This is a genomic window from Pseudomonas sp. Kh14 (assembly GCF_900291005.1).
Taxonomy (GTDB): Bacteria; Pseudomonadota; Gammaproteobacteria; order Pseudomonadales; family Pseudomonadaceae; genus Aquipseudomonas; species Aquipseudomonas alloputida.
The window spans coordinates 110,525-134,226 of record NZ_OLKJ01000015.1 but is presented as its reverse complement, the minus strand read 5'-3'; the positions used below and the strand labels follow the sequence as shown (position 1 = coordinate 134,226).

Annotated in this window: 23 protein-coding genes; 15 read left to right on the top strand and 8 right to left on the bottom strand. The window is 63.0% G+C overall.

The genetic code is table 11. The annotated features are described in order from the left end of the window. Positions 1 to 72 precede the first annotated feature (72 nt). The 3 genes from FQ668_RS07835 to FQ668_RS07830 all read left to right on the top strand — a co-directional run bounded on the left by FQ668_RS07835 (position 73) and on the right by FQ668_RS07830 (position 3,859). A complete protein-coding gene (locus tag FQ668_RS07835; protein ID WP_012053413.1) occupies positions 73 to 1,362 on the top strand; it encodes a M18 family aminopeptidase in 1,290 nt (429 codons plus the stop codon). Positions 1,363 to 1,499: 137 nt separating this feature from the next. Further along, on the top strand, positions 1,500 to 1,667 hold the full coding sequence (locus FQ668_RS28505) for a hypothetical protein (protein WP_003252566.1): 168 nt from the start codon (positions 1,500 to 1,502) through the stop codon (positions 1,665 to 1,667). A 44-nt stretch (positions 1,668 to 1,711) separates the two neighbouring features. After that, positions 1,712 to 3,859, top strand: coding sequence for a mechanosensitive ion channel domain-containing protein (locus tag FQ668_RS07830; protein ID WP_110159852.1), 2,148 nt, complete (start codon positions 1,712 to 1,714; stop codon positions 3,857 to 3,859). A gap of 31 nt (positions 3,860 to 3,890) precedes the next feature. On the opposite strand, the gene FQ668_RS07825 is transcribed toward FQ668_RS07830, so the two are convergent. Beyond that, positions 3,891 to 4,604 carry a UTRA domain-containing protein gene (locus FQ668_RS07825; protein ID WP_003252562.1) on the bottom strand — a complete coding sequence of 238 codons (714 nt, stop codon included), beginning with the start codon at positions 4,602 to 4,604 and terminating at the stop codon, positions 3,891 to 3,893. 326 nt (positions 4,605 to 4,930) lie between these two features. Here FQ668_RS07825 and FQ668_RS07820 point away from each other — a divergent pair, with 326 nt between their 5' ends. The 6 genes from FQ668_RS07820 (at position 4,931) to FQ668_RS07795 (ending at position 10,209) form a co-directional block, all read left to right on the top strand. Continuing rightward, a complete protein-coding gene (locus FQ668_RS07820; RefSeq protein WP_014592058.1) occupies positions 4,931 to 5,995 on the top strand; it encodes an ABC transporter substrate-binding protein in 1,065 nt (354 codons plus the stop codon). A gap of 128 nt (positions 5,996 to 6,123) precedes the next feature. Beyond that, entirely contained in the window at positions 6,124 to 6,930 is an 807-nt protein-coding gene (locus tag FQ668_RS07815; protein ID WP_003252558.1) for an alkaline phosphatase family protein, read from the top strand. Next, positions 6,927 to 7,766 (top strand): ABC transporter permease subunit, encoded by an 840-nt coding sequence (locus tag FQ668_RS07810; RefSeq protein WP_014592059.1) that lies wholly within the window; start codon positions 6,927 to 6,929, stop codon positions 7,764 to 7,766. The genes FQ668_RS07815 and FQ668_RS07810 overlap by 4 nt, the downstream gene beginning before the upstream one ends. Continuing rightward, a complete protein-coding gene (locus FQ668_RS07805; RefSeq protein ID WP_003252553.1) occupies positions 7,756 to 8,550 on the top strand; it encodes an ABC transporter permease in 795 nt (264 codons plus the stop codon). Before FQ668_RS07810 ends, FQ668_RS07805 begins: the two co-directional genes overlap by 11 nt. A 1-nt stretch (position 8,551) precedes the next feature. After that, a complete protein-coding gene (locus FQ668_RS07800; RefSeq protein WP_010952771.1) occupies positions 8,552 to 9,541 on the top strand; it encodes an ABC transporter ATP-binding protein in 990 nt (329 codons plus the stop codon). A 14-nt stretch (positions 9,542 to 9,555) separates the two neighbouring features. Further along, positions 9,556 to 10,209, top strand: a complete 654-nt coding sequence (locus tag FQ668_RS07795) for an HAD family phosphatase (protein ID WP_019436775.1) — start codon at positions 9,556 to 9,558, stop codon at positions 10,207 to 10,209. 60 nt (positions 10,210 to 10,269) lie between these two features. Here FQ668_RS07795 and FQ668_RS07790 read toward each other — a convergent pair whose 3' ends face one another. Next, entirely contained in the window at positions 10,270 to 11,232 is a 963-nt protein-coding gene (locus FQ668_RS07790; RefSeq protein ID WP_014592061.1) for an NAD(P)H-quinone oxidoreductase, read from the bottom strand. A gap of 139 nt (positions 11,233 to 11,371) precedes the next feature. Here FQ668_RS07790 and FQ668_RS07785 point away from each other — a divergent pair, with 139 nt between their 5' ends. Further along, positions 11,372 to 13,453, top strand: a complete 2,082-nt coding sequence (locus FQ668_RS07785; RefSeq protein ID WP_019436774.1) for a carboxy terminal-processing peptidase — start codon at positions 11,372 to 11,374, stop codon at positions 13,451 to 13,453. A 117-nt stretch (positions 13,454 to 13,570) separates the two neighbouring features. Next, on the top strand, positions 13,571 to 14,608 hold the full coding sequence (locus FQ668_RS07780; RefSeq protein WP_019436773.1) for an EAL domain-containing protein: 1,038 nt from the start codon (positions 13,571 to 13,573) through the stop codon (positions 14,606 to 14,608). Between the two features lie 222 nt (positions 14,609 to 14,830). Here FQ668_RS07780 and FQ668_RS07775 read toward each other — a convergent pair whose 3' ends face one another. From FQ668_RS07775 to FQ668_RS07750, 6 genes are all read right to left on the bottom strand, one after another. Further along, entirely contained in the window at positions 14,831 to 15,199 is a 369-nt protein-coding gene (locus tag FQ668_RS07775) for a hypothetical protein (RefSeq protein ID WP_003252539.1), read from the bottom strand. Beyond that, positions 15,196 to 15,534 carry a helix-turn-helix transcriptional regulator gene (locus FQ668_RS07770; RefSeq protein WP_004577645.1) on the bottom strand — a complete coding sequence of 113 codons (339 nt, stop codon included), beginning with the start codon at positions 15,532 to 15,534 and terminating at the stop codon, positions 15,196 to 15,198. The genes FQ668_RS07775 and FQ668_RS07770 overlap by 4 nt, the downstream gene beginning before the upstream one ends. A 114-nt stretch (positions 15,535 to 15,648) precedes the next feature. After that, positions 15,649 to 16,086 carry a YkvA family protein gene (locus FQ668_RS07765; RefSeq protein WP_010952766.1) on the bottom strand — a complete coding sequence of 146 codons (438 nt, stop codon included), beginning with the start codon at positions 16,084 to 16,086 and terminating at the stop codon, positions 15,649 to 15,651. A 288-nt stretch (positions 16,087 to 16,374) separates the two neighbouring features. After that, a complete protein-coding gene (locus tag FQ668_RS07760) occupies positions 16,375 to 17,127 on the bottom strand; it encodes an FKBP-type peptidyl-prolyl cis-trans isomerase (RefSeq protein ID WP_010952765.1) in 753 nt (250 codons plus the stop codon). A gap of 252 nt (positions 17,128 to 17,379) precedes the next feature. Continuing rightward, positions 17,380 to 18,312 carry a pca operon transcription factor PcaQ gene (gene pcaQ / locus FQ668_RS07755; protein ID WP_014592064.1) on the bottom strand — a complete coding sequence of 311 codons (933 nt, stop codon included), beginning with the start codon at positions 18,310 to 18,312 and terminating at the stop codon, positions 17,380 to 17,382. A 10-nt stretch (positions 18,313 to 18,322) separates the two neighbouring features. Continuing rightward, positions 18,323 to 19,252, bottom strand: coding sequence for an AraC family transcriptional regulator (locus tag FQ668_RS07750; protein ID WP_014592065.1), 930 nt, complete (start codon positions 19,250 to 19,252; stop codon positions 18,323 to 18,325). Positions 19,253 to 19,601: 349 nt separating this feature from the next. On the opposite strand from FQ668_RS07750, the gene FQ668_RS07745 reads away from it, so the two are divergent. The 4 genes from FQ668_RS07745 (at position 19,602) to FQ668_RS07730 (ending at position 23,625) form a co-directional block, all read left to right on the top strand. Continuing rightward, a complete protein-coding gene (locus FQ668_RS07745; RefSeq protein WP_014592066.1) occupies positions 19,602 to 20,942 on the top strand; it encodes an MFS transporter in 1,341 nt (446 codons plus the stop codon). Between the two features lie 220 nt (positions 20,943 to 21,162). Further along, on the top strand, positions 21,163 to 21,873 hold the full coding sequence (locus tag FQ668_RS07740; RefSeq protein ID WP_019436772.1) for a fumarylacetoacetate hydrolase family protein: 711 nt from the start codon (positions 21,163 to 21,165) through the stop codon (positions 21,871 to 21,873). An 18-nt stretch (positions 21,874 to 21,891) separates the two neighbouring features. Next, on the top strand, positions 21,892 to 22,650 hold the full coding sequence (locus FQ668_RS07735; protein ID WP_019436771.1) for an SDR family oxidoreductase: 759 nt from the start codon (positions 21,892 to 21,894) through the stop codon (positions 22,648 to 22,650). A gap of 24 nt (positions 22,651 to 22,674) precedes the next feature. After that, positions 22,675 to 23,625 carry a 2-hydroxyacid dehydrogenase gene (locus tag FQ668_RS07730; protein ID WP_014592069.1) on the top strand — a complete coding sequence of 317 codons (951 nt, stop codon included), beginning with the start codon at positions 22,675 to 22,677 and terminating at the stop codon, positions 23,623 to 23,625. Positions 23,626 to 23,702 lie beyond the last annotated feature (77 nt).

Here is a 23,702-nt window from a genome sequence, read left to right as displayed (position 1 = left end):
AGCCGCGAAGATGCAGACACAAATTGTCGACATTCTGCGTTAAACTCGCGCCACTGCTGTCTGGAGTGAGCTATGCGCGACGCACTGAATACCGGCCTCATCGAATTTCTCAAGGCCTCCCCCACGCCCTTCCATGCCACCGCCAGCCTGGTCCAGCGCCTTGAGGCGGCCGGCTACAAGCGCCTGGACGAGCGCGACAGTTGGGACCCCGAGACTGGCGGCCGCTACTACGTCACCCGCAACGATTCTTCAATCATCGCCATCAAACTGGGCAAGCAGTCGCCGCTGCTCAATGGCATCCGCATGGTCGGCGCCCACACTGACAGCCCGTGCCTGCGGGTCAAGCCTCAGCCCGAGCTGCAGCGCCAGGGCTTCCTGCAACTGGGCGTGGAAGTGTATGGCGGCGCGTTGCTGGCCCCCTGGTTCGACCGCGACCTGTCGCTGGCCGGCCGCGTCACCTACCGCCGTGACGGCAAGGTCGAAAGCCAGCTGATCGACTTCAAGCTGCCAATCGCGATCATCCCCAACCTGGCGATCCACCTGAACCGCACCGCCAACGAAGGCTGGGCGATCAATCCGCAGAACGAACTACCCCCCATCCTCGCCCAAGTGGCCGGTGACGAACGCATCGACTTCCGCGCCCTGCTCACCGAGCAACTGGCCCGCGAGCACGAGTTGATCGCCGACGTGGTGCTGGACTACGAGCTGAGCTTCTATGACACGCAGGACGCCGCGCTGATCGGTCTGAATGGCGACTTCATCGCCGGCGCCCGCCTGGACAACCTGCTGTCGTGCTACGCCGGTTTGCAGGCCCTGCTGGCCGCCGACAGCGACGAAACCTGTGTGCTGGTGTGCAACGACCACGAAGAAGTCGGCAGTTGCTCGGCCTGTGGTGCCGATGGTCCGATGCTGGAGCAGACCCTGCAGCGCCTGCTGCCCGATGGCGACACCTATGTGCGCACCCTCCAGCGTTCGCTGATGGTATCGGCCGACAACGCCCACGGCGTGCACCCCAACTACGCCGACAAGCATGACGGCAACCACGGCCCGAAGCTCAACGCCGGGCCCGTGATCAAAGTGAACAACAACCAGCGTTACGCCACCAACAGCGAGACTGCCGGGTTCTTCCGCCACTTGTGCATGGCCGAGGAAGTACCGGTGCAGAGCTTTGTGGTGCGCAGCGACATGGGCTGTGGCTCGACCATCGGGCCGATCACCGCCAGCCACCTGGGTGTGCGCACGGTAGATATCGGTTTGCCGACATTTGCCATGCACTCCATTCGCGAGCTGTGCGGCAGCCATGACCTGGCGCACCTGGTGAAGGTACTGACCGCGTTCTACCGTAGCCGCGAACTGCCTTGATGTAAGCAGGCCCGGCCTATTCGCGGCGGTTCGACGCGAATAGGCCGGTCCCGCTTAAGCGTGCTCAAGGTCAATCACGCCTCGCTTGCCAAGCGCTATGCTTGTTACATGGCCCCACTGCAAAAGGATTGCTGTCCATGTCCCCGTTCCTGTCACTGTTCGTCCCGGTGTTCCTGTTCCTGATGCTGCTGACCATCGGCTTCAGCATGCGCGAACGCAACATCGGTGTACTGATGATGTGGGTCGGCACCTTGGGTATTTTCGGCCTCACCTGCTGGAAGATCCTCGAGAAACTGCCGACATAAACCTCTACACTCGGTCAATCGTTTGACCTGAGGTAGATTTTCCAGTGCCTGCCCTCCCGCGTTACCTGTTCCTGTTGCTCTTGCTTTTCATTGCCCCGGTACAAGCGGCGGGCTTGCCTGGCCTGCTGGGCGGCAGTGCGCCCGCGCAACCAGAGGCCACCGAGCCGCTGGGCAAGTCGCTGGACGAGGTGATCAAGAACCTCGAAAACGACCAGCAACGGGCCAAGCTGCTGGCCGACCTGAAAAAACTGCGCGACGCCACCCGGCAATCGCAACCCAGCGTTGAACAGGGCGTACTCGGCCTGATCGGCGGTGCCCTGCATGACTTTGAAAAGCAGTTCAGCGGCGATGCCAGTCCATTCCACCGCTGGGCCGCGGAAATCGAACAGGCCCAGGCCGAACTGGCGGAACTGGTGGTGCCCGTGCACCAGTGGCCGGCGATCCTGTTCGGTTTTGCTGCAGTGATTGCCGTGTGGAGTGTGCTGGCCTATGCCTTCAACTGGGTCGGCCATCGGGTCCGCCTGCGCTTTGGCCTGAGCGAGGAACTGCCACAGCACCCGCGGACCTGGGACCTGGTGCGCTTTGCCTTGCGCAAGCTCGGCCCCTGGCTGGTAGCGCTGGTGTTCACGGTGTACCTGAGTTTCGTGCTGCCGCCCTCACTGGGCAAATCCCTGGCCATGGTGCTGGCCTACGCACTGGTGGTCGGTACGTGCTTTTCGGCCATTTGCGTCATCGCCTTTTCCTTGCTGGACGGCCCACACCGCCACCGCGCCCTGCACATCCTGCGGCGCCAGGCGTTTCGCCCGTTGTGGCTGATTGGCAGCTTCGCCGCGTTTGGCGAGGCGATGAGCGATCCGCGCATGCTGGTTGCCCTCGGCACCCACCTGGCCCACGCCCTGGCAACCTTGGCCAATGTGATTGCGGCACTGTGTACCGGGCTGTTCATCCTGCGCTTCCGCCGGCCGATCGCCCACCTGATCCGCAACCAGCCACTGTCGCGACGCCTGACCCGACGTACCCTCAGCGATACCATCGAGATCCTCGGCAGCTTCTGGTTCATTCCGGCGCTGATACTGGTGGCCATTTCTCTGTTCGCCACCTTCGTCTCCGCCGGCGACACGAGCACCGCCCTGCGCCAGTCGCTGATGTGCACGGTGCTGGTGGTGGTGTGCATGGTGCTCAACGGCCTGGTGCGCCGCCATGCCGCCAACCCCAAGCGGGCCAGCAAGCGCCAGGCGGTGTACACCGAGCGCTTGCGCAACTTCGGCTACCTGCTGGTGCACCTGTTCATCTGGCTGGTGTTCATCGAGTTGGGCCTGCGCGTGTGGGGCGTGTCGATGATCAGCTTCGCCGAGGGCGACGGCCATGACATCAGCCTTCGCCTGCTGGGCCTGGCCGGCACGCTGATCGTGGCCTGGCTGGTGTGGATCCTTGCCGACACCGCCGTACACCATGCCCTGGTGCGCTCGCGCCGGGGGCTGGCCAACGCCCGTGCGCAAACCATGATGCCGTTGATCCGCAACGTGATGTTCGTGGTCATCTTCATCATCGCGGTCATCGTCGCCCTGGCCAACATGGGCATGAACGTCACCCCGCTGCTGGCCGGTGCCGGTGTGATCGGCCTGGCCATCGGTTTTGGCGCACAGTCGCTGGTGGCCGACCTGATCACCGGCCTGTTCATCATCATCGAAGATTCGCTGGCCATCGACGATTACGTGGATGTCGGCGGCCACCTGGGCACGGTGGAAGGGTTGACCATTCGTACCGTGCGCCTGCGCGACATCGACGGCATTGTGCATACCATCCCGTTCAGCGAAATCAAGAGCATCAAGAACTACTCGCGGGAGTTCGGCTACGCGATCTTCCGCGTGGCAATCCCGCACAGCATGAACATCGACCAGGCGATCTCGCTGGTTCGCGAAGTGGGGCAGAAGCTGCGCAATGACCCGCTGATGCGCCGCAATATCTGGTCGCCGCTGGAGCTACAGGGGGTGGAGAGCTTCGAGTCAGGGTCGGCGATCTTGCGGGCGCGGTTCAAGACCGCGCCGATCAAGCAGTGGGAGGTGTCGCGAGCGTTCAACCTGGCCTTGAAGCGGCAGCTGGATGAAGCCGGGCTGGACCTGGCGACGCCGCGGTTGTCGGTGCAGGTGGTGACAGCCGGTGGGGGTGGGATGACAGAGGCCGGCTCGTAGGAGCGGGTTTACCCGCGAAGAAGGCAACACCTCATCCAGCCTGGGCACGAATGCGGATCGCATCATGCCGCCAATACTCGAGGTCACAGTCGATCAAGTGCCCATGCTGGTCGCTGTTGACCCGGGTAATGTGCAACCCCGGGCTGCCCGCCGACACTTTCAAGGCGCTTGCCGCCTCCACCGGCAACGCTGTCGGCAGGATCTCGAAGCACACCTGCCCGTACTCGATGCCATACACCCGCCCATAAATCTCGGTCAGTGACTGCGCCAGGTCGTGTTCGAGAATGCCTGGAAAGTACCGGGGGTTGAGGTAATGCTCGGCATACAGCACCGCCCGCCCGTCAATCCGCCGTAACCGGCAGACGCGCACCACGCTGGACAACGCCGGCAGCTGCAAGCGTGCGCAGATGGCCGCCGAAGCCGGCTGCAGCCGCGCCGACAGCAGTTCGGTACTGGCCACCCGCCCCTGATCGCGCACCATGGCATGGAAATGGCTGCGCTCGATCAGGTCGTAGGTCAAGCGCTGCGGTGCAACGAACCAGCCTCGGCGCTCTTCACGGTAGATCAAGCCTTGGGCCTCCAGCTGCACCAACGCCTCACGCAGGGTAATGCGCGTGGTGTCGAACACCTCACTGAGCCGCCGCTCGGCCGGCAGCTTGCCGCCAGGCGCCAGCAGGCCATGCTCGATCTGCTCCTGCAGGGCATGGCAGATGGCTGTTACCGCACGCGGGGGCGTCGACTGCATCGAAAGGTTACCTATCTGGACTAGTCCAGCCCCATCACAGGGCAGTTTGAGAATAGTGCAAGCCTAGGCAGGGCTGATGAACATCCTGTGACAAAGCTTGGGCCAGGCACTGCCAGAAACGCGCCAAGCCAGCAGAACCGGGGCGATTACCTGGTCTACGCTGTAGCTTCAGGGCCCTTGCCGGCCCCTCCCTACATCAAACTGTCACGCAAGGGGCCTACCTTGGCTCAAGGTTTGCTGACCTAGACCAAAGGTGCCAGTCAAAGGCTTGCAACGGCTTTACCCAGAACAACGATCGCAAAGGCACCCACCCAAAGGAGCTTCGGATGAAAAAGTTCTTCATGGCGTCACTGCTTGGTTCGGCCATCGCGTTATGCACCACGGCCATGGCCGCCGGCACTGACCTCAAGGCCCTGGAAGACGCCGCCCGCAAGGAAGGCACTGTCAACAGCGTGGGCATGCCCGACGCCTGGGCCAACTGGAAAGGCACTTGGGAAGACCTGGCCAGCAAGTACGGCCTCAAACACAGCGACACCGACATGAGCTCGGCCCAGGAACTGGCCAAGTTCGAAGCCGAGAAGGACAACGCCAGCGCCGACATCGGTGACGTGGGTGCCGCCTTCGGCCCGATCGCGGTGACCAAGGGCGTCAGCCAGCCTTACAAGCCAAGCACCTGGGACCAGGTGCCGGAATGGGCCAAGGACAAGGATGGCCACTGGGCGCTGGCCTATACCGGCACCATCGCTTTCATCATCAACAAAGACCTGGTCAAGGAAGAGGAACGGCCGAAAACCTGGCATGACCTGGAAAAAGGCAAGTACAAGGTCGCCATCGGTGACGTCGGCACCGCCGCCCAGGCCGCCAACGGTGTGCTGGCTGCGGCCATCGCCTACAAGGGGGACGAAACCAACGTGGCGCCGGGCCTGCAGCTGTTCACCAAGCTGGCGCAGCAGAAGCGCCTGTCGCTGGCCAACCCGACCATCCAGACACTGGAGAAGGGCGAGGTGGAAGTCGGCGTGGTGTGGGACTTCAACGGCCTGAGCTACCGTGAACAGATCGACCCAAAACGTTTTGAAGTGCTGATCCCCTCGGATGGTTCGGTGATTTCCGGCTATACCACGGTCATCAACAAGTACGCCAAGCACCCCAACGCGGCCAAGCTGACGCGTGAATACATCTTCAGCGACGCCGGGCAGATCAACCTGGCCAAGGGCCATGCGCGGCCGATCCGGGCCGAGCACCTGAAGCTGCCGGCGGATGTGCAGGCCAAGCTGCTGCCCAACGACCAGTACGGTGCCGCCCAGCCGATCAAGAATGCCGAAGCCTGGGAAGCCACCTCGAAGAAACTGCCGCAGATGTGGCAGGAGCAGGTGATCATCGAGATGGAATAAGGGGCTGGGCTTTGTAGCGCCTGATCCGGCCCTTTCGCGGGTAAACCCGCTCCTACACAGGGATACGCGATACATGTAGGAGCGGGTTACCCGCGAAGATGCCAACGCGGTTCATGACTGGAGAAAACATGCAACACAACGTCATCCTGGTCCTGCTCGACGGCCTCAACTATCAGGTCGCTCACCATGCGATGGGCCACCTGCACGCCTACGTCGAGGCCGACCGTGCCGCTCTGTACCGCGTGGAATGCGAGCTGCCATCGCTGTCGCGGCCGCTGTACGAATGCATCCTCACCGGCGTGCCACCGATCGACAGCGGTATCGTGCACAACAACATCAACCGCCTGTCCAACCAACGCAGCGTGTTTCACTACGCCCGCGAGGCCAACCTGGGCACCGCGGCGGCGGCCTATCACTGGATGAGCGAGCTGTACAACCGCTCGCCCTTCGATCCGCAGCGCGACCGCCACACCCACGCGCCGAAGCTGCCGATACAGCACGGGCTGTTCTACTGGGACGACCGTTACCCCGATTCGCACCTTCTGGCCGATGGCGAGTACCTGCGCCGCCGCCACGCGCCCAACTTCCTGCTGGTGCATCCGATGAGCGTTGACGACGTGGGTCACCGCCACGGCCTGGACAGCAGCCAGTATCGCAACGCTGCGCGCAGCGTTGACATCCTGCTGGCCGACTACCTGCCTGGCTGGCTCGAAGAGGGATATCAGGTTTTGGTCACCGCCGACCACGGCATGAACAACGACCGCTCGCACAACGGCCTGCTGGCTGAAGAACGTGAAGTACCGCTGTTCGTCTTCGGCGACGCCTTCAGCCTGGACCCAGCCGCCAAACCGCTGCAAACCGAACTGTGCGGCACCATCTGCGAGCTGCTGGGCGCCGCGCACGACAAGACGGTTTGCCGGGAGCTGCTGAAGTGAATGGCGGCATACGTGGCCGCTACCTGGCCCTGCTCTGCCTGCTGCCGTTCGCCGTGTTCTTCGTCATCTTCCAGGTCGCCCCGCTGGCCTGGGTGGCGATCAACAGCCTGCAATCGGAGGCCGGCTGGGGCATCGACAACTTCAGCAAGGTGTTCGCCTCGAAGTTCTACCGACAGGCGTTGCAACGCAGCCTGGAAATCAGCTTCTGGTCGAGCGTATTCGGCATCGTCATCGCAACCCTCGGCGCCTATTCACTGCGCCAGGTGGACTCGAAGCTGCGCGACTTCGTCAGCGCCTTCGCCAACATGACCAGCAACTTCGCCGGCGTACCGCTGGCCTTTGCCTTTATCATCCTGCTTGGCTTCAACGGCGCGCTGACCCTGCTGCTGAAGCAGGTCGGCCTACTGGAAGACTTCAGTATCTATTCCAAAAGCGGCTTGATCCTGGTGTACACCTACTTCCAGATCCCGCTGGGTGTATTGCTACTGTACCCCGCCTTCGACGCCCTGCGCGAAGACTGGCGCGAGTCAGCCGCGCTGCTGGGCGCCAACCACTGGCAGTACTGGCGACACATCGGCCTGCCGGTGCTGGCCCCGGCACTGCTGGGCACCTTCGTCATCCTGCTGGCCAACGCCCTGGGCGCCTACGCCACCGTGTACGCACTGACCACCGGCAACTTCAACGTACTGCCGATCCGCATCGCCGGCCTGGTGGCGGGCGACATCAGCCTCGATCCGAACCTGGCCAGCGCCCTGGCGATGGTGCTGGTGGGGCTGATGACGCTGGTCACGGTGGTACATCAATGGCTGCTGAAAAGGAGCTACCATGCGCGCTGATATCCGTTCCGGCGGCTGGTACCACCGCCTCGTGGTCTACCTGCTGTTCCTGATCCTGCTGCTGCCCCTGGCCGGCACCCTCCTCTACTCGCTGGCCACCAGCTGGTCGGCGAGCCTGCTGCCCAGTGGCCTGACCCTGAAGTGGTATGCGGCGCTGTGGAGCGAGCCGCGCTTCCTCGCGGCCTTCGGCCAGTCGCTGCTGGTGTGCGTAGGCGCTCTGCTGCTGTCGGTGGTGCTGATCTTGCCACTGCTGTTCGTGGTGCATTACCACTTCCCGCGGCTCGACGCGCTGATGAACATCCTCATCCTGCTGCCTTTCGCGGTCCCGCCGGTGGTCTCGTCGGTCGGGCTGCTGCAGCTGTATGGCAGCGGGCCGATGGCCATGGTCGGCACACCGTGGATCCTGATCGGCTGCTACTTCACCATCGCCCTGCCGTTCATGTACCGGGCCATCACCAACAACCTGCAGGCCATCAACCTGCGCGACCTGATGGACGCCGCGCAGCTGCTCGGCGCCAGCACCTGGCAGGCCGCACTGCTGGTGGTGCTGCCGAACCTGCGCCAGGGCCTGATGGTGGCAGTGCTGCTGTCGTTCTCGTTCCTTTTCGGCGAATTCGTGTTTGCCAACCTGCTGGTGGGCACCCGCTACGAGACCCTGCAGGTGTACCTGAACAACATGCGCAACAGCAGCGGCCACTTCAACAGCGCGCTGGTCATCTCCTACTTCGCCTTCGTGCTGGTACTGACCTGGGTCGCCAACCGCCTGAACAAGGACAAGACCTGACATGAGCTTCGTCAGCGTACAGAAACTGCAGAAAAGCTACGCCGGCAGCCCGGTGTTCGAGCGCATCGACTGCCACATCGAACGCGGCGAATTCGTCACCCTGCTCGGCCCGTCCGGCTGCGGCAAGTCCACCCTGCTGCGCTGCATTGCCGGGCTGACCTCGGTGGACAGCGGGCAGATACTGCTCGACGGCCACGACATCGTGCCGTTAAGCCCGCAAAAGCGTGGCATCGGCATGGTGTTCCAGAGCTACGCGCTGTTCCCTAACATGACCGTGGAGCAGAATGTCGCCTTCGGCCTTCGCATGCAGAAGGTCAAGGCCGACGAAAGCCAGCTGCGGGTACGCGAGGTGCTGGAGCTGGTTGAGCTGGGCAAGTTCGCCGGGCGCTACCCGCACCAGCTTTCCGGTGGCCAGTGCCAGCGCGTGGCCCTGGCACGCTCACTGGTCACCCGCCCGCGCCTGCTGCTGCTCGACGAACCGTTGTCGGCGCTGGATGCGCGTATCCGCAAGCACCTGCGCGAGCAGATTCGCGCCATCCAGCGCGAACTGGGGCTGACCACCATCTTCGTCACTCACGATCAGGAGGAAGCGCTGACCATGTCCGACCGCATCTTCCTGATGAACCAGGGGCGCATCGTCCAGAGTGGCGATGCCGAAACCCTCTACACCGCCCCCGTGGACCTGTTTGCCGCCGGTTTCATCGGCAACTACAACCTGCTCGACGCCGACAGCGCCAGCCGCCTGCTGCAGCGCCCGGTGGCCAGCCGCCTGGCGATCCGCCCGGAGTCGATCACGCTTGGCGAGCACGGCGAGCTGGACGCCGAGGTGCGCAGCCACAGCCTGCTGGGCAACGTGATCCGCTACCGGGTTCGGGTGCGCGAAGTGGAGCTGGTGGTCGATGTGCTCAACCGCTCGCCGGCCGACTTGCATGCAGACGGAAAACGGGTAAGCGTGTCAATCGACCCCACTGCGCTGCGGGAAGTGGCTTAAGGAGACTCAACACAATGGCACTGGCAATTTTTGATCTGGATGAAACCCTGATCCACGGCGACTGCGCATCACTCTGGAGCGAGCAGATGGCCCGGCTGGGTTGGGTCGACGGCAAGGATTTCCTGCGCCGCGACCATGAACTGATGGAAGCCTATGGCAGGGGCCACCTGCAAATGGAGGACTACATGGCCTTCAGCCTGGAGCCGATTGCCGGGCGTACCCTGGAAGAAGTCGAGCACCTGGTGGCACCGTGGGTCGAAGAAGTGATCGAACCGATCATCTACGGTGACGCCTGCCGCTGCATTGCCGAGCACCGCAAGCGTGGAGATCGCATTTTGATCATTTCCGCTTCGGGTACGCACCTGGTCGGGCCGATTGCCGCGAGACTGGGCGTGGATGAGTACCTGGCCATCGAGCTGGAGGCAGTGAACGGGGTGTACACCGGCAAGACCCACGGGGTGCTGACCTATCGTGAGGGCAAGATCACCCGGTTGCTGGAATGGCTGGATCAGGAGCAGGAAAACCTGGAGGGCGCGAGTTTCTATTCCGATTCGAGGAATGACTTGCCGTTGTTGTTGAAAGTGGATCACCCGCATGTGGTGAACCCGGACGCTGTGTTGCGCGAGCATGCCGAGATCAATGGGTGGCCGATTCTGAGCTGGAGCTGAAGGTCTTTGTGGGTTGTGCCGGCTTCTTCGCGGGTAAACCCGCGAAGGGGCCAGGCCTGCTTACACCAGGCTAGGGTCGATCACCATCACCAGCTTGCCCGACACCTGGTTGGTCTCCAGCTCGGCATACGCCGCCTGGGCAAACTCCACCGGATAGGTGTCGACCAGCTGCGGTGACAACCGCCCCTCGGCGAACAGCGGCCATACTTGCTGCTGCAGTTCGCGCAGCAGCTCGGCCTTGAAGCCGTCATCACGGTTGCGCAGGGTGGAACCGGTAATTTCCAGACGCTTGCCCAGCACTTGGGCCAGGTCCAGCTCGAACTTGCGTCCGCCCATCAGGCCGATGATCACCCAGCGCCCGTCACGGGCCAGCAGCTTGAGGTTCAGCTCACCGTAGCTGGCGCCCACGGGGTCGAGAATCACATCGAACGGGCCGAAACCTTCCAGCTCGTCCAGGTTCTCGTTACGTACCACACCACCCGCAGCGCCCAGCGCCTGGCAGTAGGCCAGGCGGTCCTGCGAACCGACGCTGACCCATACCGGGCTGCCGAACGCCTTGCACAGCTGGATGGCGGCCGAGCCAACGCCACTGGCGCCGGCGTGCACCAGCACCTTCTCGCCAGCCTTCACTGCACCGAGCTGGAAGATGTTCAGCCAGGCGGTGGCATACACCTCCGGCAACGCTGCCGCTTCATGCAGGCCAAGGCCCTCGGGCACCGGCAGTACATGACGGGCGTCGACCACCACTTCCTCGGCCATGGCGCCGCTGGCCAGCAGGGCGCAAACGCGGTCACCCACGCGCCAGGCGGCACCAGCCCCCACTTCTTCAACCACCCCGGAACACTCCAGCCCCATGTATGGGCTGGCACCTGGTGGCGGCGGGTACAAACCTTTCATCTGCAGCAGGTCGGCGCGGTTCAACCCCGCAGCGGCCACGCGAATGCGCACTTGGCCCGCGTCACAGGTCGGGCGTTCGGCCTCGACCCACTCCACATGTCCGTCAACGCCTTGCAATGCCTTCACAGTGCCTCCATAGTTGAATCATGACTGGGCCTGAGGTCGCTTACCTCAGGCCTTTTGCAGTATTTGCCCGGCTCCATGGAACCGGCAACGGAAAAGACGGCCTACTATGCGTGATCAATTGCCTCCACGTCGAATCAGCATGAAGCATTTCCTTCCAAGCACCGCACTGGCTGTGATGATCGGCCTGGGCAGCCTCACGCTCGGCGGCAATGCGGCGGCCGCCAACAAGTGGGACAGCCTGCAGCCGGACCGCGACGAGATCGTCGCCAGCCTCAACGTGGTGGAATTGCTCAAGCGCCACCACTACAGCAAGCCCCCCCTGGACGATGCCCGTTCGGTCATTATCTACGACAGCTACATCAAGCTGCTGGACCCGGCGCGCAGCTACTTCACCGCTGCCGACATTGCCGAATTCGATAAATGGAAAACGCAATTCGACGATTTCCTCAAGAGCGGCAACCTGGACCCGGGCTTCACCATCTACAAGCGCTACCTCGACCGCGTCAAGCAACGCCTGGACTTCGCCCTGGCCGAGCTGAACAAGGGCGTGGACAAGATTGACTTCACCACCAAGGAAACCTTGCTGATCGATCGCAAGGATGCGCCGTGGATGAAGAACCAGGCCGAGCTCGACGACTTGTGGCGCAAACGCGTGAAAGACGAAGTGCTGCGCCAGAAGATCGCCGGCAAGGAACCCAAACAGATCCAGGAAACCCTGATCAAGCGCTACAAGAACCAGCTGGCGCGCCTGGACCAGACCCGTGCCGAGGACATCTTCCAGGCCTACATCAACACCTTTGCCCAGTCCTACGACCCACACACCAACTACCTGTCGCCGGACAACGCCGAAAACTTCGACATCAACATGAGCCTGTCGCTCGAAGGCATTGGCGCAGTGCTGCAAAGCGACAACGACCAGGTAAAGATCGTGCGCCTGGTGCCAGCAGGCCCGGCAGCCAAGACCAAGCAGGTGGCCCCGGCTGACAAGATCATCGGCGTAGCCCAGGGCAACAAGGAAATGGTCGACGTGGTGGGCTGGCGCCTGGACGAAGTGGTCAAGCTGATCCGCGGCCCGAAAGGTTCGGTGGTGCGCCTGGAAATCATCCCGGCCAGCAATGCGCCTAGCGACCAGACCAGCAAGATTGTGTCGATCACCCGTGAAGCGGTGAAGCTTGAAGAACAGGCGGCGAAGAAGTCGGTGCTCAAGCTCAAGCAGGACGGGCGTGACTACAAGCTGGGCATCATCGAGATCCCGGCCTTCTACCTGGACTTCAAGGCCTACCGCGCTGGCGACCCCGAGTACAAGAGCACCACGCGTGACGTGAAGAAGCTGCTCACCGAACTGCAGAAAGAGAAAGTCGACGGCGTGGTCATCGACCTGCGCAACAACGGCGGCGGCTCGCTGCAGGAAGCCACCGAGCTGACCAGCCTGTTCATCGAGAAAGGCCCGACCGTGCTGGTGCGTAACAGCGACGGCCGCGTCGACGTGCTGGAAGACGAAAACCCGGGGGCCTTCTACAAGGGCCCGCTGGCACTGCTGGTCAACCGCCTGTCGGCCTCGGCATCGGAGATCTTCGCCGGTGCCATGCAGGACTACCACCGCGCGCTGATCATCGGTGGCCAGACCTTCGGCAAAGGCACCGTGCAGACCATCCAGCCGCTCAACCATGGCGAGCTGAAGCTGACCCTGGCCAAGTTCTACCGGGTTTCCGGGCAGAGTACCCAGCATCAGGGGGTGCTGCCGGACATCGACTACCCCTCGATCATCGACACCAAGGAAATTGGCGAGAGCGCCCTGCCAGAGGCCATGCCGTGGGACACCATCCGCCCGGTGGTCAAGCCTGCGGCCGATCCGTTCAGGCCGTTCCTGGCGCAGCTCAAGGCGCAGCATGAGGCGCGCAGCGACAAGGATGCCGAGTTCACCTACATCCGCGACCGTCTGGCCCTGACCCAGAGGCTGATGAACGAGAAAACCGTCAGCCTAAACGAGCAGGAACGCCGCGCACGCCACGACAGCATCGAGAGCAAGCAACTGGCGCTGGAAAACACCCGCCGCAAGGCCAAGGGTGAAGAACCGCTGAAGGAGCTGAAGAAAGAGGACGAAGACGCTCTGCCGGTCGAGGATGAAAATACCAAGCCGGAAGACGACGCCTACCTCGCGGAAACCGGTCGCATCCTGATCGACTACCTCAGTGCCAGCACCAAGGTGGCCAAGAAGTAAGGCACCTCAACAATGATGGCAGAATAATGCGACCTGTCATTAAACAGTCATCGTGCTGTCGTGAAATATAAGGGCCGGGCATGCAGATGCCCGGCCCTTATTTTTCAGGAATCCATCATGACCGTTGCCGAACAGCTCAGTGCCTTGAGTGCCATCCTGGCTCAGCGCAGTATTCACAGCCTGTTCCAGCCAATCATGTGCCTGAGCGAACATAGGGTGTTCGGCCATGAGGCGCTGAGCCGTGGCCCGTCCAACAGCCCGCTGCATGCGCCGCTCAACCTGTTTACCATCGCCCGCCAGGCCGGCCGCCTGACCGAGCTGGAAGCGGCTTGCCGAGAAAGCGCCTGCCAACGCTTCAGCGAGCAGCAACTGCAGGGCAAACTGTTTCTCAACATCTCACCCGAATCGCTGCTGGAGCCGCACTACCCCTCCGGCCTGACCCTGAAACTGCTCGAACAGGTTGGCCTGCCGCCCAGCCGGGTGGTGATCGAGTTGACCGAGCACACGCCCACCGACGACTTCCAGCTGCTGTCCAATGCCGTGCACCACTATCGCGACATGGGCTTCTCGATTGCCATCGACGACCTGGGCGCGGGCTATTCCAGCCTGCGCCTGTGGTCGGAGCTGCGCCCCGAATACGTGAAGATCGACCGGCACTTCATTGACGGCATCCACCGTGACCCGCTCAAGCGCGAGTTTGTTGGCTCTATCTTGCAGATCGCCCGGGCATCGAAGGCACAGGTGATTGCCGAGGGCATCGAGCTGGCGGAAGAGCTGGAGGTGCTGGTGGAGATGGGCGTGGACCTGGTGCAGGGTTACTTGCTAGGGCGGCCACAGGAGCGGGGGGTACGCGACAGCGGGCTGTTACCTGCACTGACGCAGGTGCCACCGACCGAACAACCGACAGTGCGCTTGAATGCCACGATCGGGCAGCTGCTGGAGCTGTTTGGTCGATACCAACACCTGGAGGCATTGGAAGTGGTGGATGCCGATGGCAGAGGGTGCGGCTTGATTCACAGGGATGCGCTGCCTGTGCCGGCCTATTCGCGGGTGAACCCGCTCCTACGGGGGCCTGTGCCCAACCACCAATCAGGCGTAGGAGCGGGTTTACCCGCGAATACGGTAGCGGCGGCAACACTGAACGGCGGGTGGTAAATGGCCAGCAGGCCCGGCCCTTTCGCGGGTAAACCCGCTCCTACACGGCGGCCTGTGCCCAACCACAGACATGTGTCCACCTTCGATCAGGCGTAGGAGCGGGTTTACCCGCGAATACGGTAGCGGCGACAACGGTGACCGACGGGTGGAGATTGGCCAGCAGGCCCGGCCCTTTCGCTCAAGGTCACCACCTATAACGAATAGGCTGGAATGGGTAACGCTTCAGGCCGTTTCGGGATAGCTGTACTCGAACACCCGAACCACCTCAGAAGCATGCCACGAGGCGGCCTCCATGCCATCGACCGGCCCGGTAAACCGCCCCAGGCGCTCGACACACTCAAAGAAGCCAGTACGCGGCAAACGGCTGGCGCCTTGGCTGATCACCAGCGAACTGCGCAATGGCTGTTCGGCACGGGCATCCAGCACCGCCAGGTATTCCAGCGCGGCAGTCAGCGTCTGCATGGCCGGGCTGGGTAGCTGCAAGCGCTCGATCAGCGCTCGGTATGTCAGCAAGTGACGTTGACGACGGGCCAGGTCAAGCTCGCCCAGCAGGTTATCCCAGTGCTGACGGCTGATCCTGACCTGGCTCATGATGGCTCGCTCCAGCCAGCCACCCCCAGATGCCAGGCCAGGGCGCGGCGGATGGCAGCATCTGGCTGGCGTTCACCCGATTCGATCATGGCCAGATACGCCGGGCTCACCCCGACATTGCGCGCCAGTTGCTCCGGGGCAATGCCCTTGGCCTGGCGAATCTGGGCGACTTCGCTGAAGGCTGGCAGAGGGGCACTGGCAGCAACGCCCTGCGCCTCACTGGAAACCGCCTCGGCTGGTGCCTGCCCTGCAGCGCTGAGCAACGCCTGGTATTGCTCCCAGGGAACGACGGCGTACTCGGGTTGACCGTCCCGGCTGATGACCTGAATACCCATTACAAACCCCTTTAAAAAGGATTACAGCATGTAATCCGTAGGCATAACCCTTATGCCAATTATATTACCAACTCCGAGGTCTGTGCAGTTGAGGTGAGATCCAGGCCGGTTTCATTACTTGTTGCGCTCCAGCCGCAGCGCTTCCGGGGTAGCCGGCAGGCGCTCGACCACGCGCAGCCGTTCGGGTGCCTGGCTATCGCGCCAGGCCTTGAAGCGTGCCAACTCGTCGGCCACGGTTTTCAGCACCCAGCCCAGCACCGCGATGTCATCGAGGAAACCCACCCCCAGCAACCAGTCCGGGATGGCATCGATGGGGCTGACGAAATACAGCAGGCCCGCCACGACAGTGACCAGTGCCTTGGGGCTGATGGCACGGTACTCACCCCTCCACCAGGCCAGGCACAGCGACTGCAGCAGCTTCACATCTTCACGCAGTTGGCCGAGGCGCGGGCCTTTGCGCGCCACCGCGAACAACAAAGCCGGCAAACGACCGCGGCTGAGCAGGCGCTCGGCCAATGGCAGGAAACGGGCAAAATTCCAGGGTGCGCTCATGGAGCCTCCGAGAGGAAAAGGTTATCCACATTTATTGTGGATAACCTTGTGAACAGGGCGACGTTTCCGACCCCAGGTGCCTGCCAGGCAAGGGGCCCGGTCAGATCGGGCGTTTTTTACACAGTCGTTTCACGCCATGACTACCTGCGCCGCAAACGATTTGCGTCAGAAACATCCTACTTCTTCACGCTGCATTTCCTCGGACAGTATCAGCTGTTGCAGGTTCGTCCAATCGGCACAAACGAAAACGCCCCAACAATGTGGGGCGTTTCCGACAACCAGCCAATGTTACTTGGCAGGTGCTTCTTCAGGGGCTTCGGCCTGCGGCTCGGCACCTTGCAACTGGGCCGGATCCTTGATGGCGATCAGTTCCAGGTCGAACACCAGTACCGAGTTGGCCGGGATCAGCGGGCTAGGGCTTTGTGCGCCATAGGCCAGTTCAGCCGGGATGAACAACTTGTACTTCTCGCCGACGTGCATCAGCTGCAAACCTTCGACCCAACCTGGGATCACACCGCTGACCGGCAGGTCGATCGGGCTGCCACGCTCGACGGAGCTGTCGAATACCTTGCCATCGATCAGCTTGCCTTCATAGTGGACAGTGACCACGTCAGTCGGTTTGGGCTGCGGGCCGTCGGCCTTCTTGACCACTTCGTACTGCAGGCCCGAGGCAGTGGTAACCACGCCTGGCTTCTTGGCGTTTTCTTCGAGGAATTTCTTGCCGGCGGAAGCGGCTTCTTCGCTGGCCTTGGCCAGGCGCTCCTCGGCGCGTTTCTGCAATGCGGTGAACGCTTCTACCAGCTCTTCGTCCTTGATGCGTTGTTCTTTCTTGCTAACGGCGTCTTCGATGCCGAGGGCGACTGCTTTCGAATCAAGGTCTTCCATGCCTTCCTGAGCCAGGCTCTTGCCCATGTTCAGGCCGATACCGTAGGAGGCTTTCTGCGCCGGAGTCTTCAGCTCGGGGCTGCTGGCTTGTTGATCGCAGCCAGCCAGTACCAGGCCTACCAGGGCAACCGCAGCCGCCAAACGATGCTGTTTCATGCTATTTCCTTGTTCATGCGCCATGAGGGCAATCAGGGTAAAGCCGCGAGCTTATCAGGCGGCCATGACCAATGGCTACCGGCATAGGAGCGGGTTTTCGTAAGGAAGTTCAGTCATTAAAAGCTTCTTCATCGAAGCTTTACAGCCATTGGCCAGTATTGACCCTTTGTGTCGGGTTTGCCGGGCTTTGGTGGCTTTTTATTTCTGCGGGTTCTGAGGTCGGAAACATCAGGCCAGGCACCCCCGAAAAACTCAAGGATACCGACCCTCTCGATATTCCCCTGCCACCTCCCGCAGCACCTCACCCACCCACTGCCCCGGCAAACTCAACGGCAAGGCGGCATTGCGGCAAATCCCCACCGACCCTCCCGGCTCACGCACACCCAGGTCAAGCTCGACCAGTTCGCCACGGCGCAGGTCGAGCAGCACGGCATCACGCGGCGCCACCCACAGGCCATCGCTGCCCAGCAGGTAACGCCGGCTCAGGGCCAGCGACAGGGTTTCCAGGCGCTGGGCCGGCATCTGGATGCCGCATTGCACAAACAGGCTGTCGGCATGCTGGCGGATGGTGGTACCGGCCGGTGGCAGCACCAGCGGGTAACGCCCCACCTGCCCCCGCTCCACGGGCGTGCTGGCCAGCAGCGGGTGACCCGGGCGCACCACCAGGCTCATCGACTCGCTGTACAGGTGCTCGAACGACAACCCCTGGATTTGTGGACTGTCGGTCATGCGCCCCACCACCAGTTCCAGCTCCCCCAGGTGAAGTTGGCCAAGCAACTGCGCGCTGACCCCGGTGACCACGCTGATCACCAGCGCTTCATGGCGCTGATGCAGGCGGCACAGCACCTCAGGCATGAGCAGGCCTTCGACCGTGGACAGCACGCCAATGCGCACCTGCGACGGCGCCCGCGCTTCACCGCGCAGGCTGCTGACGCCATCGCGCAGCGCCTGCACACTGGGCCCGGCGTAACGCATGAAGCGGGTGCCGGCCAGGGTCAGCTCGACACCCTGGCGGCTGCGCTCGAACAGGCGCGCCTCGAGCAGGTCCTCAAGCTCCTTGAGGGTCTTGGAAATCGCCGGCTGGCTGATCGACAGGATATCGGCCGCCCTGGCCAGGCTGCCCTGCCGGGCAATCTCCAGGAAGCACAGCAAGTGACGGTATTTGATGCGGGTGTCGAGGTTCATGGCAGCAAGCTTACCGCATCGCTACCTGCGGCGTATCCGGGTCGCGTTGCTGGCGGCGGAACTGGCCAGGTGGCAGGCCGTGGATCTGGCGGAAACGTCGAGAGAAGTAGGCCTCGTCCGCAAAGCCACAAAGCCGCGCCACCTCGCCCACCGGGCGGCTGCCGTTGAGCAGGTAGTTGCGTGCGGCGTGCATGCGCCGCTCCAGCACCAGCTCGCTGAAGGTCTTGCCAATTTCCTTGCGCAACCAGTGGGTCAGGTAGGTCGGCGACAGGTAGGTGGCGGCGGCGACTTTCTGCAGGTTCAGATCGGGGTCGTCGATATGCCGGCGCAGGTAGTCGCTCATGCGGGCCAGCGCGGCGCGGCGGCTGAGCTGGGCCGCGTTGCTGTCGGCCAGTTCGCGCAGCGGCTCGGCGTACAGGCCGCAGACCTGGCCGATCAGCTGCAGCAACAGGCCCTTGAGCATTTCGCGGGTGCCGAAGCGGCGGTTGGCATCCAGTTCACGCAAGCGATCGAGGATTTGCCGCGCCTGGGCAAAGTCGGCTTCACCCAGGCAAAAGTCGAGATGCTCCTGAAAGCGGAACGGTGACAACTCCGGCGCCTGCAGGATCGACACTTCTTCCAGGTCCATCGGGTCGCAGGCCAGGTGCGGCAGCAGGAACGTCTGGGAGAAATTGATCACCACGAAGTCGCTGTCCGCCGGATGCGGGATCACGTGCACCCGGTGCGGCAGGATGAAAGCCAGGGTGTTGCGCCTGAACGGACGCTGCACGCTACCGATGTGTTGCACCGTGTCGCCGCCTAAATTGACCTGGATCTGAAAATACTCGTGACGGTGCGGCGCGGTCTCGGCGGGGCGCCCGCGCTGGTCGCGGATGTAAAAATCCATCAGCTCGCTGCGCTGCTGCATGACGTAGGTCGGAACCTCGCGCTTGGGAGGCATTGGGTTGGCTCCAGTCTTCAAGGATGGCGCTGTCTGGCCCCTTCACGGGCAAGGCCGCGAAGAGACCAGAGCAGGCACAACAAGTTGTACGATGTCTAAAGTCATCAAATTAAACCTGTCTGCAAAAAGTCGCGCAACCCTAAACGCCCACAACCCGCTGAGAATGCGACATACAGCTGAAAATACGCGCAAAACCCCACCTTCGGATTTTCTTGGACAGCACAGCCATCCCCCGCCTCGAGCAAAAAAAACGGTCTAAAACCACCGTTGCATTCAATGCGTCGTACGACCACTGTAGAAAAGGGACTGCAGCCCAACCTCTACCAACAACAACAAACGAGGTCGACTCATGTCGAGCACGCCTACCCCCCGCGCCGCGTCGTCGTACACGCTGGACGCGGCCCCTGCCCAGCGCCTGCCTACCCGCCGCCGCTGGTTCATGCTGTCGCTGCTGCTGGTGGCGACCATCATCAACTACGTCGACCGGGTGAACATTTCCATCGCAGCGCCGTTCATGGCCAAAGACCTGGGCCTGGACAAGGTCGAGATGGGCCTGATTTTCTCCGCCTTCGCCTGGACCTACGCGTTGGCCCTGGTACCGGCTGGCTTCATTGCCGACCGCTTCGGCTCGCGCCTGACCTATGGCGTGTCGCTGATCAGCTGGTCGGCGGTCACCGTGGCCCAGGGCCTGGCCAGTGGCTTCGCCTCGCTGTTCGGCCTGCGCCTGGCGGTCGGCGCCATGGAGGCCCCGGCCTTCCCGGCCAACAGCCGTGCGGTCACGGTGTGGTTCCCCGCCCGCGAGCGCGGCATGGCCAGCAGCATCTACGTATGTGGCCAGTACCTGGGCACCGCGCTGTTCACCGGCGCGCTGCTGTGGCTGGCGACCACCTATGACTGGCGCCACGTGTTTTACAGCACCGGTCTGGTCGGCATCGTGTTCGGCGTCGTGTGGCTGGTGCTGTACCGCGACCCGCTGAACTGCAAGAAGGTCAGCAAGGAGGAACTGGCCTACATCGAGAACGGCGGTGGCCTGGTTAAGAGCAGCCAGCAACGTACCCGCTTCGACTGGCGCCAGGTCGCCGAACTGTTCCGCTATCGCCAGGTCTGGGCGATCTGCCTGGGCAAGTTCGCCAGCACCTCGGCACTGTACTTCTTCCTTACATGGTTCCCCACCTACCTGATCGAAGAACGCCAGCTGACGCTGATCAAGGTCGGCATCTTCGCGGTCATGCCGTTCATTGGTGCCACGGTCGGGATCCTCCTGGCGGGCATCATCTCCGACCTGCTGATCCGCAAGGGCTACTCGCTGTCGTTTGCCCGCAAGCTGCCGCTGGTGGTGGGCTCGATGCTGGGGATGTCGATCGTGCTGGTGAACTTCACCGACTCCAATGTGCTGTGCATCGCCGTGCTGACCCTGGCGTTCTTCGCCCAGGGCATAGCCTCGTCGTCGTGGGCTGCCGTGTCGGAAGTGGCGCCAAAGGAGCTGATCGGCCTGACCGGCGGCATTACCAGCCTGGCGGCGAACATCGGCGGCATCGTCACACCGATCGTGATCGGCGCGATCGTGCACGCCAGTGGCTCGTTCGCCATGGCGTTCTGGTTCATCGGTGGTGTGGCGTTGATGGGCACACTGTCTTACTCGCTGCTGCTTGGGAAGCTGTATCGCATCGAGCTGAAGACTGCGGGCTGAGCCTGGGAGTGTATTGACGGTACCGGCCTCTTCGCGGCTAAAGCCGCTCCTACGGGGGGACGGTATTGGCCCTGAGTTTGACGCTATCCCTGTAGGAGCGGCTTCAGCCGCGAAAGGGCCGGTACAGGTGCCTTGGATAGTCCAACCCAACCCCGCTTTCGTCCAACTTTGCCGGCCAGCCGCTGGATACGCTGACCACTCCAGTACGGAGGATCCACCCATGACCTACCTGTTCAACCCGCCGGCCATCGTCAGCCTGCCAATCCGCGGCAGCGATGCGCGCTTCCCGGTCGGCCGGGTGTTCTGCCTCGGCCGCAACTACCCGTGGCCGGAATCCTACGGCGCGGCGCCGCAGGAGCCTGTGTTTTTCATGAAACCGGCAAGCAACGTGGTCGAGGCCCTGGGCGAACTGCCCTTCCCGCCGCAGACCGACGAGTTCTGCCATGAGATCGAGCTGGTCGCGGCCATCGCCAAAGGCGGCGCCAACATCGCCCGCGAGCATGCCCTGGAGCACGTGTTCGGCTTTGCCGCCGGTCTAGACATGACCCGTCGCGATCACCAGCGCAAGGCCAAGGCCGAGGGCCTGCCATGGGAAGGCGCCAAGGTGTTCGAGGCTTCGGCACCGATGACCGCCATCGTCCCCGCCAGCGAATGCGACTGGCCGCTGGATGCGTCCCTTTGGCTGCAGGTCAATGGCCAGGAGCGCCAACGTGCACACCTCAGCCAGCAGACCTGGGCATTGACCGAAGTGATCAGCAGGCTGTCTCGCCAGCTGCCGCTGCGCCCGGGCGACCTGATCATGACCGGCAGCCCGCCCGGTGTGGCACCGCTGAACCCGGGCGACACGATACACGCCGGGATCGACGGTATCGGCGAACTGCACCTGCACGTCGGTCCTCGCCCTGCCGGGCATACCGTCAACGCCGCCTGAACCTGTTGGAGCCTATCGATGAGCCAAAACAAGAAAGTCGCGCTGGTCACCGGTGCTGGCAGTGGCATCGGCCGTGCCGTCGCCCTCGCCCTGCTCGAGGACAACTTCAGCCTGGTCCTCGCCGGGCGCCGCGCCGAACCGCTACAAGCCGTCGTCGAGCAAGCGCAAGCAGCGGGTGGTGAGGCCTTGGCCGTTCCCACTGACGTGCGCGATGAGCAAAGCGTCGCGCACTTGTTCGCCACCATCGAGGAGGTGCATGGCCGCCTCGACGTAATGTTCAACAATGCCGGCATCAACGCCCCCGCTGTACCCGTCGACGAGCTTCCGTTGGAGAACTGGCGCAACGTCATCGCCACCAACGTCGATGGTGTATTCCTGTGCGCTCGCGCCGCCTTCGGCCTGATGCGCCGCCAGCAGCCGCAAGGCGGGCGGATCATCAACAACGGCTCGATCTCGGCGCACACCCCACGCCCGTTCACCGCACCTTACACCGCCAGCAAGCATGCGGTGCTGGGCCTGACCAAAGCGCTGGCGCTGGATGGTCGGCCTTACAACATCGTGTGCAGCCAGTTGGACATCGGCAACGCCCTGACCGAGTTGTCCGAGCGCATGACCCGGGGTGTGCGTCAGGCCAATGGCGAGATCGCCGCCGAGCCGATGCTCGACGTGCGCCATGTGGCCGATGCGGTGCGTTACATCGCAGCGCTGCCGCTCGACGCCAATGTACTGAACATGACCGTGATGGCCAGCAACATGCCGTTCGTTGGCCGTGGCTGATCCCTGTTTATGATGGAGTGACCGATGAAACCAGAAATCCTGCAACTGAGCCCTATCCTGATCCCGCAGATACGTGAGCGCCTGGAACAGCTGTTCACCGTACACCGTTACTACGAACAGGCCGACAAGGATGCCTACGTCAGCCAGTATGCAAACAACATTCGGGGCGTGATTACCGGCGGCCACACCGGCATCAGCCAGGCGCTGATGGCGCGCCTGCCCAACCTCGAAGTGATCGCCGTCAATGGCGTCGGCACCGACGCGGTAGACTTGGCCTATGCCCGCGATCGCGGCATCCAGGTGACGGCGACCATCGGTGCGCTCACCGAGGACGTCGCCGATCTTGCCATCGGCCTGCTGATCGGCTTGTGCCGGGGGATCTGCACCGGTGACCGCTTCGTTCGCGCCGGCCGTTGGGCCACCAGCACCACGCCGCTGGCACCGCTGCCACTGGCCCGGCAGGTGTCGGGCATGCGCGTGGGCATCGTCGGCATGGGCCGGGTCGGTCGGGCGGTAGCACAGCGGGCGGCAGCCTTCGGTTGCCCAATCCGCTACACCGATCTACAGGCGCTGGATGTGCCCTACGGGTTCGAGGCAGATCTGCTGCAGTTGGCTAAGGACAGCGATGCGCTGATCCTCGCGGCGGCGGCTGACAAGGGCGAGGCGCTGATCAATCGCGACGTGCTTCAGGCGTTGGGCAGCGAGGGGTACCTGATCAACATCGCACGCGGCAAGCTGGTAGATGAGCCTGCGTTGATCGCCGCGCTGCAGGCCGGCGAGATCGCTGGCGCGGCGCTGGATGTGTTTGCCGATGAACCGCGAGCGCCCGAGGCGTTGTTCGAGCGCGAAGATGTAGTCCTGCAACCGCATCGAGCCAGTGCCACGGTACAGACACGCACGCGCATGGGCGAGATGGTGGTGGCCAGCCTGGTGGATGTATTTGCCGGGCGCACGCCGCAGGGGTTGGTTATCTAGTCGGCTCGTGCTGGCCTCCTCGCGGGAAAGCCCGCTCCCACAGGTGCAGCGCCGTATTTGAAGGCGGTGCAGATTCC

What these genes read in the sequence shown, in the direction of transcription:
- FQ668_RS07835 (WP_012053413.1), top strand. Translation starts at nt 73, where the DNA reads ATGCGCGACGCACTGAATACCGGCCTCATCGAATTTCTCAAGGCCTCC.
- FQ668_RS28505 (WP_003252566.1), top strand. Translation starts at nt 1,500, where the DNA reads ATGTCCCCGTTCCTGTCACTGTTCGTCCCGGTGTTCCTGTTCCTGATG.
- FQ668_RS07825 (WP_003252562.1), bottom strand. Translation starts at nt 4,604, where the DNA reads ATGCAGTCGACGCCCCCGCGTGCGGTAACAGCCATCTGCCATGCCCTG.
- FQ668_RS07820 (WP_014592058.1), top strand. Translation starts at nt 4,931, where the DNA reads ATGAAAAAGTTCTTCATGGCGTCACTGCTTGGTTCGGCCATCGCGTTA.
- FQ668_RS07815 (WP_003252558.1), top strand. Translation starts at nt 6,124, where the DNA reads ATGCAACACAACGTCATCCTGGTCCTGCTCGACGGCCTCAACTATCAG.
- FQ668_RS07805 (WP_003252553.1), top strand. Translation starts at nt 7,756, where the DNA reads ATGCGCGCTGATATCCGTTCCGGCGGCTGGTACCACCGCCTCGTGGTC.
- FQ668_RS07800 (WP_010952771.1), top strand. Translation starts at nt 8,552, where the DNA reads ATGAGCTTCGTCAGCGTACAGAAACTGCAGAAAAGCTACGCCGGCAGC.
- FQ668_RS07795 (WP_019436775.1), top strand. Translation starts at nt 9,556, where the DNA reads ATGGCACTGGCAATTTTTGATCTGGATGAAACCCTGATCCACGGCGAC.
- FQ668_RS07785 (WP_019436774.1), top strand. Translation starts at nt 11,372, where the DNA reads ATGAAGCATTTCCTTCCAAGCACCGCACTGGCTGTGATGATCGGCCTG.
- FQ668_RS07780 (WP_019436773.1), top strand. Translation starts at nt 13,571, where the DNA reads ATGACCGTTGCCGAACAGCTCAGTGCCTTGAGTGCCATCCTGGCTCAG.
- FQ668_RS07775 (WP_003252539.1), bottom strand. Translation starts at nt 15,199, where the DNA reads ATGAGCCAGGTCAGGATCAGCCGTCAGCACTGGGATAACCTGCTGGGC.
- FQ668_RS07770 (WP_004577645.1), bottom strand. Translation starts at nt 15,534, where the DNA reads ATGGGTATTCAGGTCATCAGCCGGGACGGTCAACCCGAGTACGCCGTC.
- FQ668_RS07765 (WP_010952766.1), bottom strand. Translation starts at nt 16,086, where the DNA reads ATGAGCGCACCCTGGAATTTTGCCCGTTTCCTGCCATTGGCCGAGCGC.
- FQ668_RS07760 (WP_010952765.1), bottom strand. Translation starts at nt 17,127, where the DNA reads ATGAAACAGCATCGTTTGGCGGCTGCGGTTGCCCTGGTAGGCCTGGTA.
- pcaQ (WP_014592064.1), bottom strand. Translation starts at nt 18,312, where the DNA reads ATGAACCTCGACACCCGCATCAAATACCGTCACTTGCTGTGCTTCCTG.
- FQ668_RS07750 (WP_014592065.1), bottom strand. Translation starts at nt 19,252, where the DNA reads ATGCCTCCCAAGCGCGAGGTTCCGACCTACGTCATGCAGCAGCGCAGC.
- FQ668_RS07745 (WP_014592066.1), top strand. Translation starts at nt 19,602, where the DNA reads ATGTCGAGCACGCCTACCCCCCGCGCCGCGTCGTCGTACACGCTGGAC.
- FQ668_RS07740 (WP_019436772.1), top strand. Translation starts at nt 21,163, where the DNA reads ATGACCTACCTGTTCAACCCGCCGGCCATCGTCAGCCTGCCAATCCGC.
- FQ668_RS07735 (WP_019436771.1), top strand. Translation starts at nt 21,892, where the DNA reads ATGAGCCAAAACAAGAAAGTCGCGCTGGTCACCGGTGCTGGCAGTGGC.
- FQ668_RS07730 (WP_014592069.1), top strand. Translation starts at nt 22,675, where the DNA reads ATGAAACCAGAAATCCTGCAACTGAGCCCTATCCTGATCCCGCAGATA.